We start from the raw sequence: 13,014 nt of genomic DNA, 5'->3' as shown, positions 1-13,014 counted from the left end.
TCAGAACACCGGCTCGCCGTCGCGGGTCAGCGCCCAGTCCACGGACGCGAAGTCCTTCGGATCCAGCACGCCCTTCGCCGTCGCCCACTCCGCGATCCGGGTACGGATCTCCGTCGACTCCGACCACAGCTCCCTGGCCGACGCCACGTGCGGGAACGCGCCGCCGCCGTTGGCCCGGTAGTTGTTCACCGCCAGCACGAACTGCTGCGCGTCGTCCAGCGGGGCACCGCCGAAGGCGAGGTTCCTGATCCGCGAACCGGCCGGCTGCGCGATGTCGATCTCGTACGTCAGCCCCGACACGTAGTCGTAGTTGTAGTCCGGACGGCCGTTCGCGTTGGTCAGCTTCTCCACGTCCACCGGCGCACCGGCCGCCGTCCGCACGTAGTACTCCGCCGAGTACTCCAGGTACGCCCGCACCTGCGCGCCCGTCAGCAGCTTCGCCACCAGCGTGTTGTCGTACACGTACAGGCTCGACAGATCCCGGATCGTCACATCGCCGGCCGGGATCTCCGAAGTCCGCGAGAACGGCGACGCCTGCGCCAGGACCGGCAGCGTGGCGTACTCCGTGCCCGCCAGCGCCTCCTTGACCACGTCCTCCTGCACCTTGGTGATCAGGTCGATGATCGGCGCGTCCTTGTACCGCGCCTCGACCGTCGTCAGCGTCTCGGTGGCGGTGCCGACCACCTGGTTGACATACGCCACCACCTTCGCGTGCTCGTCCGCCAGCAGCTTCGTGATCCGCGGGTCGTCCTCGACCGCGTTCGAGTTGCGCAGCGACGCCCTCACCGACTCGACGTGCCAGCGACCCCGCTCGAAGACCAGCTCGAAGTCGAACAGGGTCAGCCGCTCGGCATAGCACAGCGGCTCCGACAGCACGACCGTCTTCCCGGTCTCCTCGTTGACGACCTTCAGCTCCGCGATCTCCTCGTGCGCGTGCCCCACCAGGATCGCGTCGATGCCCGGCACCTGCCGCGCCACGTTCGCCGCCGCGTTCTCGACGTAGGGGACCTGGTCACCGTACGAGGACGTGCCCGACGAACCCGAGTGCGCCGAGACCACCACCACGTCCGCGCCCATCGAACGCAGCTTCGGCACCCACTTGGCCGCCTGCTCCTCAAGACCCGGGAAAGCCAGCTTCCCCTGCACGTACGCCTTGTCCCAGATCGCGATGCCCGGATTGGTCAGCCCCAGCACCGCCACCTTCACCGGCGGCGCGCCCTTCACCCGGAAGGTCTTCATGAAATACGGCGGAAAGGCCGGCTTCAGCGTCTTCGCGTCCACCGCGTTCGCCCCGAGCAGCGGGAAGTCGCACTGCTCCTCGAACCGGCGCAGCGTCTCGATGCCGTAGTTGAACTCGTGGTTGCCGAGCGCCACCGCGTCGTAGCCGATGGCGTTCATCGCCTGCGCCATCGGGTGCACCGGACCGCCCTCGGCGGTGATCGGGTCCACCTTCGCGTAGTAGTACGTCAGCGGCGTGCCCTGGATGGTGTCGCCCGCGTCCAGCAGCAGCGTGTTGCCGCGGCCCTTCTCCTCGCGCACCTGGTTCACCAGGGTGGAGATCCGGCCGAGACCCTGGGCGTTGCCCGCCGCGTCGGTGTACTCGGCGTCCTTGAAGTAGTCCCAGTTGAAGACGTGCCCGTGCAGATCGGTGGTGCCGAGCACGGTCAGCGCGTACCGCTTGGACCCGCGGCCGCCCCGGTGTGCGGGGGCCGCGGCCTCGGCCGCCGGAGCAGCCGCCGCACCGGCCAGGGCGACCCCCGCCCCCGTCACGGCGGACCTGCTCAGAAACGTACGGCGGTTCAACGGCATGACTGACTCTCCTCGGTGACCGTGCAGATATGCAGGCGGGCAGACAGTGGCAACGCGCGTAGATTCTGTCCTGAACATGCCTTCTGTCAAGGGGTGGCGAACCGACCGAATGCTCATCGGAGCGGCGGCGCGCACAATTCAACACTTGTCAATATCCCTTTACTCAAAGGTTGTTGAGTGGTCATGCGTGGCCAATTCGCTACCCGGCAGTAAGCCCTAGGCTCGACCCATGCGCCGAGCAAAGATCGTCTGTACTCTTGGGCCCGCCACCGACTCGTACGACCAGATCAAAGAGCTGGTCGACGCCGGTATGGACATCGCCCGCTTCAACTTCAGCCACGGCACCCACGCCGAACACGAAGAGCGCTACCGGCGGGTCCGCAAGGCGTCCGACGAGACCGGCCGCAGCGTCGGCACCCTCGCCGACCTTCAGGGCCCGAAGATCCGCCTCGGCCACTTCGGCGAAGGCCCCGTACTCCTTGAACGCGGCGACACCTTCACCATCACCGTCGAAGAAGGCATCGAAGGCGACCGCCACACCTGCGGCACCACCTACGCCGGCCTCGCCGAGGACGTCACCCCCGGCGAACGCGTCCTCGTCGACGACGGCAAGGTCTGCCTGGAAGTCACCGGCGTCGACGGACCCCGCGTGCACACCCGGGTCATCGAAGGCGGCATGGTCTCCGACCACAAGGGCCTCAACCTCCCCGGCGTCGCCGTCTCCGTGCCCGCCCTGTCGAAAAAAGACGAGGACGACCTGCGCTGGGCACTGCGCAACGGCTTCGACGTCGTCGCACTCTCCTTCGTACGCAGCGGACGAGACGTCCTCGACGTCCACCGCATCATGGACGAGGAAGGCCGCCGCCTCCCCGTCATCGCCAAGGTCGAAAAACCACAGGCCGTCGAGAACATCGAAGACATCGTCGCCGCCTTCGACGGCATCATGGTCGCCCGCGGCGACCTCGGCGTCGAGATGCCCCTGGAACAAGTGCCGATCGTCCAGAAGCGCGCCATCAAACTGGCCAAGCGCAACGCCAAACCGGTCATCGTCGCCACCCAGATGCTCGACTCGATGATCGACAACGCCCGCCCCACCCGCGCGGAGGCCTCCGACGTCGCCAACGCGGTCATCGACGGCACCGACGCCGTGATGCTCTCCGGCGAGACCAGCGTCGGCAAGCACGCCACCGACACGGTCCGCACCATGGCCCGGATCGTCGAAGCCGCCGAAGAGGACATCCTCGCCAAGGGCCTGCCCCCGCTGACCGAACGCAACAAGCCCCGCACCCAGGGCGGCGCAGTCGCCCGCGCGGCCGCCGAGATCGGCGACTTCCTCGGCGCCAAGTTCCTCGTCGCCTTCACCCAGTCCGGCGACACCGTCCGCCGCCTGTCCCGCTACCGCTCGCCCATCCCGCTGCTCGCCTTCACCCCGGAACCGGCGACCCGCTCCCAGCTCAGCCTGACCTGGGGCGTGGAGACCTTCCTCGGCCCCCACGTGGACTCCACCGACGCGATGGTCGACCAGGTGGACGAACTGCTCACCCGGTACGGGCGCTGCGAGAAGGGCGACGTCGTGGTCATCACGGCCGGCTCCCCGCCGGGCGTCTCCGGCACGACGAACCTGGTGCGCGTCCACCACATCGGCGAGGACGACAGCCCCAGGTAGTCAGTACTTGGGCCCGACGTGGGCATCCATGAGGGCCACGGAGGCTCTGCGGGCCACGGAGATGTTGTACGGGTTTCCGTGACGCGTGCAGTGCGTCCACTCGACGCCGAGCTTGTCGAGGGTGTCCGTGAACAGGCGGCGGATGTCGGCCGAGACGTTGGTGAAGAAGTACCGGGGATACTCGTAGCGCTTGCGTTCGCCGCCGACGAGCCGCGTGGTCCAGTTGGTGACCCGGCAGCCGTCGGAGTGGATAAGACCCCGGACGAACTCCCAGGGGTGAGCGTCGGTGATCGTCTGTTGCCAGGGTTCCAACGCGATCTTGCGCTGGTGCTTCATGCCGGGCCCGTGTTGAGGAAACATGCAGCACCAGTGCTTGGTGTAGGACTTCACCTCGACGCATCCGAGTTTGTGCCGCCGGCTGACACTGGGCAACGGCATAACCCGTCGCATGGCCCTTTCGGCCTCAGCGATCAGGCCGATCTGTGTGGCGTTGCAGAAGATGGACAGATGGTGCTGGCCGGGCTTAGAGACGATGTGTCCGTCGCCGAGGTAGAGACCGAGCAGATAGGCGTACGCAACCTCGTCGAACTGGCGGCTCGTGCATCGGGGGCAGTCGGTCGGTTGTTCATACGCGACACCGCGGGCTTTGCGGTCCTCGCTGCGCCACCAGCCCACGGTCCCGCGCGGGACATTGAGCTGGGTGGCAACTACGCGGTTGGGAATTCCCTGGTTCATGAGTGCCACAGCGTGTGCGCGGATCGAAAGACTGTGCTGTTCCATGTGGCCACAGTGGCTTGTTCGTCGCGGCTTCACGCGAAGAAAGTGCTGGGACCACGCGAACGTGATCCTCCACTTACATAGCCCTACCTTCAAAGTGAAGGAAAAGTGCCCCGGGTGGGATTCGAACCCACGCTGTCGGTGGTTTGAGCACCGTGTCTCTACCGCTGGACTACCGGGGCTTCCTGTAAAACAGAGGTTGACGGTCACCCGCCGTGCCCCCACCATATCGCAGCTAGGTACGCTCTTGTCAGCAGTACCGCCTGCCCCGGAACAAGGAGCGCCCACGTGACCGCCCCCGAGTCGCCCCAGCCCGCTGACGTGACCGACGACGACCAGTCGCACGTTCCTCCGCTGACGACCCGTGTCGTCATCGCCGAGGACGAGGCGCTCATCCGGCTGGACCTCAAAGAGATGCTGGAGGAAGAGGGGTACTCCGTCGTCGGTGAGGCCGGTGACGGCGAGCAGGCCGTGGAGCTGGCCCGCGAGCACCGGCCCGACCTGGTGATCCTGGACGTCAAGATGCCCAAGCTCGACGGCATCTCCGCGGCCGAGAAGATCGCGGAGGAGTCCATCGCGCCGGTGCTGATGCTGACCGCGTTCTCGCAGCGGGATCTGGTGGAGCGGGCCCGGGACGCCGGGGCGATGGCGTACCTGGTGAAGCCGTTCAGCAAGAGCGACGTCGTGCCGGCGATCGAGATGGCGGTGTCGCGGTTCACGGAGCTGAAGGCGCTGGAGAAGGAGGTCGCGGACCTCAGCCAGCGGCTGGAGACCCGCAAGCTGGTGGACCGGGCCAAGTCGGTTCTTCAGACGGAGTACGGGCTGACCGAGCCGGCCGCCTTCCGGTGGATCCAGAAGACTTCGATGGACCGGCGGATGTCGATGCAGCAGGTGGCCGAGGCGGTCATCCAGGATGCCGAGGAGAAGAAGGCGTCCAAGGGCTGAGCCCTCGATGTCCTCGATGTCCTCGGCGTACGAGTGAGGCCCGCGTCCCCGGGTGGGGCGCGGGCCTCAGCCGTACGGCGGGCCGGGGGCGTCAGTCCTCGCCGAGGTAGGCCTTGCGGACCGATTCGTCGTGGAGGAGGTCCTGGCCGCTGCCGGACAGGACGATGTTGCCGACCTCCATGACGTGGCCGTGGTCGGCCAGGGACAGGGCGGCCTGGGCGTTCTGCTCGACGAGCAGGATGGTGGTGCCCTGGGACTTCAGTTCGGCGATCGTCGCCATGATCTTCTGCATCATGATCGGTGAGAGGCCCATGGAGGGTTCGTCGAGCATGAGCAGCTTGGGCTGGGACATCAGGGCGCGGCCCATGGCGAGCATCTGCTGCTCGCCGCCGGACAGGGTGCCCGCGGCCTGTTTGCGGCGCTCGCCGAGGATGGGGAAGAGGTCGTAGGCGCGCTGGATGTCCTTCTCGATGCCGGGCCGGTCGCTGCGCAGGAAGGCGCCGAGGCGCAGGTTGTCCTCGATCGTCATGCGCGGGAAGATGTGCCGCCCTTCGGGGGAGTGGGCGAGCCCGAGGGAGACGATCTGGTGCGCGGGGATCTTCTTGAGCGATTTGCCGGCGAATCTGATCTGGCCGCCGACCGGTTTGAGCAGCCCGGACAGGGTGCGCAGGGTGGTGGTTTTGCCGGCGCCGTTGGTGCCGATGAGGGTGACGACCTCGCCGGCGTCGACTTTGAAGGAGATGCCTTTGACGGCTTCGATCTTGCCGTAGGCGACGCGGAGGTCCTCGACCTCGAGGAGTGCGGTCATCGGTCGTTCTCCTTGCCGGCCGCGGTGTCCGTGGTGGTGTCGGCCTCCGAGGTCTCCGAGGTCTCCGGGGTCTCCGGGGTCTCCGAGGCTTGCGCTGCCTCGGCGGCCTCCACCTCGGCCGCCTCCGCGGCGCCGGGGTCGTTCTCCAGGGGTTCACCGAGGTAGGCGGCGACCACGCGTTCGTCGCCCTGCACCGTGGCGCTGTCGCCCTCGACGAGTTTTTCGCCCTGGACGAGTACGGCGACGCGGTCGCAGAGGTTGAAGATGAACCGCATGTCGTGCTCGATGACGAGGACGGCGATGCCCTTGTCGCGGATGGCGAAGACCAACTCCTCGGTGGCCCGCGTCTCCTGGGGGTTCATGCCGGCCGTCGGTTCGTCCAGGAGGAGCAGGCCGGGCTCGCTGGCGAGTGCGCGGGCGATCTCCAGCTTGCGCTGCTCGCCGTAGGGCAGGTTGCGGGCGAGGTGGTCGGCCTTGTGGGCGAGGCCCACGAACTCCAGGAGTTCGGTGGCGCGTTCGCGGGAGGCCTTTTCCGCGCGGTGGAAGCCGGGGCCGCGCAGTACGGCCGACCAGAAGCCCTCCTTGGTCCGTGTGTGGCGGCCGACGAGGACGTTTTCCAGGACGGTCATGTTGCCGAACAGGCGGATGTTCTGGAAGGTGCGGGCGATGCCGGCGGCGGTGACTTTGAAGGACTTGGCGGGCAGGACCTGGCCCTTGTAGCGGACCTCGCCCTCGGTGGGGATGTAGAGGCCGGTGAGGCAGTTGAAGAAGGTGGTCTTGCCGGCGCCGTTGGGGCCGATCAGGCCGACGATCTCGCCGCTGTTGACGGTGAGGTCGACGCCGTTGACGGCGGTCAGTCCGCCGAAGCGCATGGTGACACCGCGTGCGTCGAGGATGGTGGTGCCGGGGGCCGGGGCGCCCGGTGCGGTGTCCTTGGTGGTGGTGTCGGTGGTCATGGTGGTCAGGCCCCTGTCTTGCTCAGGACTGCGGGCGCTTCGGCCTCTTCGTGGAACTCCAGCTTGCGGCGCCGGTTGGCGATGAGGCCCTCGGGGCGGAAGCGCATCAGCAGGACGAGCGCGAGCCCGAAGGCGAGGAGCTGGTAGTCGTCGAGGAACTGGAGCTTGTTGGGGATGAGGAACAGCAGCGCCGCACCGATGAGCGGGCCGGCGATGGTGCCCATGCCGCCGAGTACGACGGCGGCGAGCAGGAAGGCCGAGTTGGGCGGGGTGGTGCCGGCGAAGAGGTACTGCTCGGGGGTGACGGTGTAGGTGACGTGTGCCTGGACGGTGCCGGCGAGTCCGGCCAGGGAGGCGCCGACGGCGAAGGCGATGAGCTTGACGCGGAAGCCGTTGATGCCCATGGCGAGCGCGGCGGTCTCGTCCTCGCGGATGGCGACCCAGGCGCGGCCGATGCGGGAGTCGCCGCTGCGCCGGAAGACGAGGACGACGACGGCGGTGATGATGAGCATCAGCAGGAAGTAGTTGGCGAACCGGCCGAGGGTGAAGCCGCCGATGTCGTGTGCGACCCCGAGGTCGAAGCCGAGGATCTTGAGGTCGGGGATGGACGAGATGCCGTTGGAGCCGTTGGTGACGTCCGGGCCGGAGGTGCCGTCCAGGTTGTTGGCGGTGATCCGGAAGATCTCACCGAAGCCGAGTGTCACGATGGCGAGGTAGTCGCCGCGCAGCCGCAGCGTGGGTGCGCCGATCAGGACGCCGAAGACCAGGGAGGCGGCGGCGCCGACCAGGACGGCGGCCCAGAAGGGCAGGTGCAGGTCGAAGGGGGAGCTGGGGGAGCCGGAGACCATGGCGGCGGCGTAGGCGCCGACGCCGAGGAAGGCGACGTAGCCGAGGTCGAGCAGGCCGGCGAGGCCGACGACGATGTTGAGTCCGAGTGCGACGGTGGCGAAGATCAGGATGTAGACGCCGAGGGTGGCGTACTGGTCGTCGGACTGGGTGAAGGGGAAGCAGGCTGCCGCGATGAAGCCGCCGCAGACGGTGATGTTCTGGTGCCGTGCGGTGATCTCGGTGGCGTGGGCGATCAGTCCGGAGCGGTGGAGCGCGGCGAAGCCGAAGCCGGCGACGATCAGGAAGCCGATGAACAGTTCGTCGTACTCGGTGCCGATGCCGTAGGTGAAGACGAGCAGGGCCACGGCGAGGATCGCGACGATGACGAGGATCTCGACGTAGGAGGGCAGCGTGCGTACGGGCCGGGGTTCTTTGGAGGCGAAGGCCGCGCGGACGGTCTGCCAGTTCTGTGAGCTGGTGTGCTTGAACTGGTCCCAGCCGGTGTCGTCGGGGTCGAAGGGGTCGGGCTCGGGGCGTTCGAAGGGCAGTGCGAGGGCGCCCAGGAAGGCGATCAGGGTGACGGCCGCGGCGATGTAGCCGCCGGGTTCGAGGTTGACGACGCCGCCGAGCTTGGTGCTGATCGCGACGACCGTGTACCAGGTGGTGGCGAAGGCGGCGAGTGCGGCGAACTTGAGCGCGGCGTCGGCGCCGGCCGGTACGAGCCAGCGGAGTCCCTTGACGCCGTAGGAGGCGAGGCCGAAGAGGGCGGTGAGGGCGCCGGCGATCAGTACCAGGACCTGGAGGCCGCCGGGGTAGCCGTAGACGGTGAGGTCGCCGGGGAATTCGGCGGTCCAGGTCCAGGCGAGGAAGGTGGAGACGACGGTGAGGACGCCGCCGCCGGTGGCGAGTGCGCGGCCGAGGCCGGCGGGTATGCCGATGAGGCCGGGGGCGTCGCCGGGGGCGGGGGTGCCGGTGTTCTCCGGCGCGGTGGTCTGTGTGGTCATCGGTGTCACGCCCTGTCCGCAACGCGTTCGCCGAGCAGGCCCTGCGGCCTGAACAACAGCACGAGGATGAGGAGGATGAAGGCCCAGACGTCCGCCCAGGACTGGCTGCCGAACTTGTCCAGGCCGGGGATGTCGGCGATGTAGGCGGTGGCCAGGGTCTCGGCGACGCCGAGGACGACTCCGCCGATCATGGCGCCGTAGATGTTGCCGATGCCGCCGAGGACTGCCGCGGTGAAGGCCTTGAGACCGAGGATGAAGCCCATCTTGAACTCGATCTGGCCGTACTTGAGGCCGTAGGCGACGCCTCCGACGGCGGCGAAGACGGCGCCGAGTGCGAAGGCGATCACGATGATGCGGTCGGTGTTGACGCCCATGAGCTTGGCGGTGTCGGGGTCCTGGGCGGTGGCCTGCATGCCGCGTCCGGTGCGGGTGCGCATGACGAAGTAGCCGAGGAGGGCCATGCTGACCGGGGCGGCGATCAGCAGGAAGATGTCGCCGGTCTGGATGGTGACGTCGCCGAGGTGGAAGGGTCCGCCGTCGATCTGCGGGAAGGGGCGCGCGGACTTGGCGTCGGGGTACCAGGCCCATACCGCCTGCTGCAGGGCGAGGGAGAGGCCGATCGCGGTGATCAGGGGCGCGAGCCGGGGGGCGCCGCGCAGGGGTCGGTAGGCGAACCGTTCCGCCCCGACGGCGACGATGACCGAGACGATCACGGCGCCGAGCAGCATCAGGGGCAGCGCGATCAGCATGGAGGTGCCGTCGGGCAGGATGTACATGTAGACCGTGAGTGCCCCGAAGGCGCCGGTCATGAAGATCTCGCCGTGGGCGAAGTTGATGAGCTGGACGATGCCGTAGACCATTGTGTAGCCGATGGCGACGAGCCCGTACATGGATCCCAGTAGCAGGCCGTTGACCAGCTGCTGCGGCAGTTCGTTCACCGCATGTCCTCCGAGACATTCGGACGTTCGACGGATATGGCCGGATGCGAGTCCGCGCGGGGCGCTTGTGGAACAGCGCCCCGCGCGGCTCGTGGGCTGTGGTGCGGGGTCGGTCAGCCGGTGTAGGTACCGGACTTGACGGCCTTGAAGGTTCCGCCCTCGACGGAGTAGACGGTGAGCTGCTTGTTGGTGGCGTCACCGAACTCGTCGAAGGAGACCTTGCCGGTCACACCGTCGAAGGAGACGTTCTGCATGGCCTCGGTGACCTTGGCGCGGGCGTCGTCGGGGAGCTTCCCGCCGTTGTCCGCGACGACCTTCTTGACGGCCTCGATGATCGCCCAGGCGGAGTCGTAGGAGTAGCCGCCGTAGGCCGCGTAGTCCTCCTTGTAGCCTTCCGTCTTGTAGTCGGCCACGAACTTCTTGGCCGAGGGGAGGGTCTCGACGGGCGCACCGACGGAGGTGGCGAGGTCGCCGTTGGAGGCGGCGCCGGCCAGCTTGATGAAGGTGTCGTCCTTGATGCCGTCGCCGCCGACGAGCGGGATCTTGGCGCCGGCTTCCTTGATCTGCTTGCTGAGCGGGCCGGCCTGCGGGTATTCACCGCCGTAGTAGACGACGTCGGCGCCGGAGTTCTTCACCTTGGTGGCGACCGAGGAGAAGTCCTTGGTGTCCGGGTTGATGTGCTCGGTGCCGACCACCTGGCCGCCGAGCTTCTTGAACTCCTCGGTGAAGGTGCCGGCCAGGCCCGCGCCGTAGGTCTTCTTGTCGTCGATGACGAAGACCTTCTTCTTCTTGGCGTCGTTGTAGACGTACTGCGCGGCGAACGGGCCCTGGATGGCGTCCGTGGTCGCGGTGCGGAAGTACGACTTGTACTGGCGGACCTTCTTGTTCCGCCAGTCGGGGCCCTGGGTCAGGGAGGGGCCGGTGTTGGCCGGGGAGACCTCGACCAGTTTGGCGGTGTCGAAGACCTTCTGCATGGACTCGCCGACCGACGAGTTCAGCGGGCCGACGACGCCGAGGACGTCCTTGTTGGCGACGAAGCTGCTGGCGTTCTGCTGGCCGACGGAGGGCTGGCCCTGGTCGTCGAGTGCCTCGACCTTGAAGGTGATGCCGTCGACGGTCTTTTCCTTGTTGGCCGTCTTGGCCGCGAGGTCGGCCGAGTTCTTGATGCCGAGGCCGAGCGCGGACAGGTCGCCGGTCAGCGGGGCGTCGACGCCGATGACGACGGTGGTGCCACCGCCGCCGTTGCCGGAGTCGGATCCGCCGTCGTCGTCGCGCGAGCCGCAGGCGGTGAGGGTGAGCGCTCCCGCCGCCAGAGCGGCGGTGATGGCGATGAGCGAACGTTGACGCACGATCAGTCCTTTCCCTGGCACGGCCGCTTCCCCGTGGAGGCGGTCGAGTCGAGCGCGGGGCCGAAATGACAATCCGACGGCGCGGTGACTGGCCGTGACTCTAAGCGTGTGTGGGGAAGGTGGAGGAGGGTCTGACTGAGGCTGTGACTCTCTTGTTATGACACCGGGTATTGCAGAGCGGTACTCGGTGGGAAGAAGGGCTGAATTCAGGCCGATTCGCCCTGTCCGCATGATGAGAACCCGCAGGACGAACGGCACGGGTTCAGGCGTCTGGGGCGTTTTGGTGATTACCTTGAATCGTTGCTGCAGGCGACCTGGAGGGCCCGGGAGAGGTCCTGCGCATAGCGCGCCCCCAGGATGAAACTGTGGGCTTCTATTGCGCGCGCATTACGCAGCGTTACATCCAGGAAAGGGAGTCCGGGATTCCGGGGCGCTTTTTCACATTCCGTCACCCGTAGTGTGACAATGATCTTGCGGGTGGAATGCGATTTTGTCTGGAAAGGTGCCGCGGGGGAGGAGGTCACCGACAGGCCGTCGTAGGGCTGGGTCAGCCGCGTCACCGTGACGGGCGGTCCCGACCGCACGCTCAGCAGCACCGTGAAGCTGTAGGCGCCGGACGTGGCCCCGGGCGAGCCGGTCGCGGGGGCCCCGTAGACGAGGTCGACCGCCTGGGACGGGTAGGGAGGCGCGGGAGCGGGCCGCGGCTGCGGCCGGCTCGCGTACAGGTAGCCGCCGCCCGCCAGGACGACGAGGGCGGCGGCGGAGGCCAGGAGCGTGCGGCGGTGGCGCTCGCAGTACCGGGCGAGGCGTCCGCGCGGCCGGGGCGGCGGCGCCTTGCGGACGCGGGTGTCCGCACCCGGCTCGACCGGACCGATGCCGGTCACGACTGCCACGGGCCGCGGCTCGGACCGCCGTCGCGGTATCCGTCGGTGCACTCCTGGCGCACCCGGCGGTCGGTCAACTCCCCGGCCGCCCGGGCGCCCTGGTCCCGCTGCGCGGCCCGCGCCTCGGCCACGACCTCGCGCAGGATGTCGTACTGCCGGTTGGACAGCCCCATCGACTGATAGTCGCCGTAGGGCTCCGTGCCGTCCAGCATCTCGCGCGCCCAGTAACCGACGGCGCTCACGCACAACTCGGCGCCGGACAGAGGCTGTCGGGACGCGGGCGACGCGGCCGACGCCGAGGCGCCGCGTGCGGAACCGCCCGCTCCGTCACCGGAGTTGCCGCAGCCGACGGCCACCACCATCGTCGCCAGCGCCAGCGCCGTCCGTCCCCGCCGTAGTGCCCCTCCCCGTCCCATGCCCCGACGCTAGGACGCGGGACGACCGCAGGCAATGGAGCGGTCACGGGTGCCGCGGGCCGGCACCCGCGGGCACCGCACCGCACAAGCGCCCGGCGCGGGGGCTCAGCCCGCCGTGGCCGCCGGGGCACCGTCGCCCGGGTTCACGTCGCGCAGCAGGCAGGTCAGCCGGGCCGTGCACACCCGGCGGTCCTGCTCGTCGCTGATCACGACCTCGTACGTCGCCGTCGAGCGACCCCGGTGCACGGGCGTGGCCACCCCGGTGACCAGGCCGGAGCGGACCCCGCGGTGATGGGTGCAGTTCAGGTCGACACCGACAGCGATCTTGGAGGAACCGCCGTGCAGCATCGAGCCGACCGACCCGAGCGTCTCGGCCAGCACGGCCGAGGCGCCGCCGTGCAGCAGCCCGTACGGCTGGGTGTTGCCCTCCACCGGCATGGTGCCGACGACCCGGTCCGCGGACGCCTCGACGATGTGGACCCCCATGCGGGTCCCCAGGTGCCCGGCGGAGAACAGCGCGGGCAGGTCCACGCCGAGCGCGGCGTACTCGTCGATGACCTCCTGCGGGAACTGCACCTGCTGCTGCTCGCCCATGGGCCGGCTCCGTTTCTTCCATCCGTCTGCGGGTCCGCCG

At 68.3% G+C, this 13,014-nt stretch carries 12 protein-coding genes and 1 tRNA gene; 2 read left to right on the top strand and 11 right to left on the bottom strand.

Annotated elements, in window-relative coordinates:
* Positions 1-1,809: a bifunctional metallophosphatase/5'-nucleotidase gene (locus K7854_RS00290; protein WP_226024284.1), complete on the bottom strand. Its 1,809-nt coding sequence runs from the start codon at positions 1,807-1,809 to the stop codon at positions 1-3.
* Between the two features lie 229 nt (positions 1,810-2,038).
* Here K7854_RS00290 and pyk point away from each other — a divergent pair, with 229 nt between their 5' ends.
* Positions 2,039-3,475, top strand: a complete 1,437-nt coding sequence (gene pyk / locus K7854_RS00285) for a pyruvate kinase (protein WP_226024283.1) — start codon at positions 2,039-2,041, stop codon at positions 3,473-3,475.
* Here the strand turns inward: pyk and K7854_RS00280 are convergent, their stop codons facing one another.
* Both K7854_RS00280 and K7854_RS00275 read right to left on the bottom strand, forming a co-directional pair.
* Positions 3,476-4,255, bottom strand: a complete 780-nt coding sequence (locus K7854_RS00280; RefSeq protein WP_226024282.1) for a helix-turn-helix domain-containing protein — start codon at positions 4,253-4,255, stop codon at positions 3,476-3,478.
* A gap of 106 nt (positions 4,256-4,361) precedes the next feature.
* A tRNA-Leu gene (locus K7854_RS00275) sits at positions 4,362-4,434 on the bottom strand.
* Between the two features lie 106 nt (positions 4,435-4,540).
* On the opposite strand from K7854_RS00275, the gene K7854_RS00270 reads away from it, so the two are divergent.
* Entirely contained in the window at positions 4,541-5,197 is a 657-nt protein-coding gene (locus tag K7854_RS00270; protein WP_226024281.1) for an ANTAR domain-containing response regulator, read from the top strand.
* A gap of 91 nt (positions 5,198-5,288) precedes the next feature.
* Here the strand turns inward: K7854_RS00270 and K7854_RS00265 are convergent, their stop codons facing one another.
* The 8 genes from K7854_RS00265 to K7854_RS00230 all read right to left on the bottom strand — a co-directional run bounded on the left by K7854_RS00265 (position 5,289) and on the right by K7854_RS00230 (position 12,974).
* On the bottom strand, positions 5,289-6,005 hold the full coding sequence (locus K7854_RS00265) for an ABC transporter ATP-binding protein (protein WP_226024280.1): 717 nt from the start codon (positions 6,003-6,005) through the stop codon (positions 5,289-5,291).
* Positions 6,002-6,961 (bottom strand): ABC transporter ATP-binding protein, encoded by a 960-nt coding sequence (locus K7854_RS00260; protein WP_226024279.1) that lies wholly within the window; start codon positions 6,959-6,961, stop codon positions 6,002-6,004. Before K7854_RS00260 ends, K7854_RS00265 begins: the two co-directional genes overlap by 4 nt.
* A gap of 5 nt (positions 6,962-6,966) precedes the next feature.
* Entirely contained in the window at positions 6,967-8,793 is a 1,827-nt protein-coding gene (locus K7854_RS00255) for a branched-chain amino acid ABC transporter permease (RefSeq protein ID WP_226024278.1), read from the bottom strand.
* A 5-nt stretch (positions 8,794-8,798) separates the two neighbouring features.
* Positions 8,799-9,731, bottom strand: coding sequence for a branched-chain amino acid ABC transporter permease (locus tag K7854_RS00250; RefSeq protein WP_226024277.1), 933 nt, complete (start codon positions 9,729-9,731; stop codon positions 8,799-8,801).
* Between the two features lie 113 nt (positions 9,732-9,844).
* Complete coding sequence (locus tag K7854_RS00245; protein ID WP_226024276.1) at positions 9,845-11,080, bottom strand: branched-chain amino acid ABC transporter substrate-binding protein; 1,236 nt, start codon at positions 11,078-11,080, stop codon at positions 9,845-9,847.
* A 287-nt stretch (positions 11,081-11,367) separates the two neighbouring features.
* Positions 11,368-11,964 carry a Tat pathway signal sequence domain protein gene (locus tag K7854_RS00240; RefSeq protein ID WP_226024275.1) on the bottom strand — a complete coding sequence of 199 codons (597 nt, stop codon included), beginning with the start codon at positions 11,962-11,964 and terminating at the stop codon, positions 11,368-11,370.
* The gene (locus K7854_RS00235) at positions 11,961-12,380 is read right to left on the bottom strand and encodes a hypothetical protein (protein ID WP_226024274.1); all 420 of its coding nucleotides are present in this window, start codon (positions 12,378-12,380) and stop codon (positions 11,961-11,963) included. Before K7854_RS00235 ends, K7854_RS00240 begins: the two co-directional genes overlap by 4 nt.
* 105 nt (positions 12,381-12,485) lie before the next feature.
* Positions 12,486-12,974, bottom strand: coding sequence for a PaaI family thioesterase (locus K7854_RS00230; RefSeq protein ID WP_226024273.1), 489 nt, complete (start codon positions 12,972-12,974; stop codon positions 12,486-12,488).
* Positions 12,975-13,014 lie beyond the last annotated feature (40 nt).

This window comes from Streptomyces hyderabadensis (genome assembly GCF_020404845.1).
In the GTDB taxonomy this organism is placed as follows: Bacteria; Actinomycetota; Actinomycetes; order Streptomycetales; family Streptomycetaceae; genus Streptomyces; species Streptomyces hyderabadensis.
Note: the sequence above shows the minus strand (reverse complement) of the source record. Positions and strands in the feature narration are given on the sequence as shown.

Bases quoted from the DNA above. Each gene is read 5' to 3' on its own strand.
- K7854_RS00290 (WP_226024284.1), bottom strand. From the start codon at position 1,809: ATGCCGTTGAACCGCCGTACGTTTCTGAGCAGGTCCGCCGTGACGGGG.
- pyk (WP_226024283.1), top strand. From the start codon at position 2,039: ATGCGCCGAGCAAAGATCGTCTGTACTCTTGGGCCCGCCACCGACTCG.
- K7854_RS00280 (WP_226024282.1), bottom strand. From the start codon at position 4,255: ATGGAACAGCACAGTCTTTCGATCCGCGCACACGCTGTGGCACTCATG.
- K7854_RS00265 (WP_226024280.1), bottom strand. From the start codon at position 6,005: ATGACCGCACTCCTCGAGGTCGAGGACCTCCGCGTCGCCTACGGCAAG.
- K7854_RS00260 (WP_226024279.1), bottom strand. From the start codon at position 6,961: ATGACCACCGACACCACCACCAAGGACACCGCACCGGGCGCCCCGGCC.
- K7854_RS00255 (WP_226024278.1), bottom strand. From the start codon at position 8,793: ATGACCACACAGACCACCGCGCCGGAGAACACCGGCACCCCCGCCCCC.
- K7854_RS00235 (WP_226024274.1), bottom strand. From the start codon at position 12,380: ATGGGACGGGGAGGGGCACTACGGCGGGGACGGACGGCGCTGGCGCTG.
- K7854_RS00230 (WP_226024273.1), bottom strand. From the start codon at position 12,974: ATGGGCGAGCAGCAGCAGGTGCAGTTCCCGCAGGAGGTCATCGACGAG.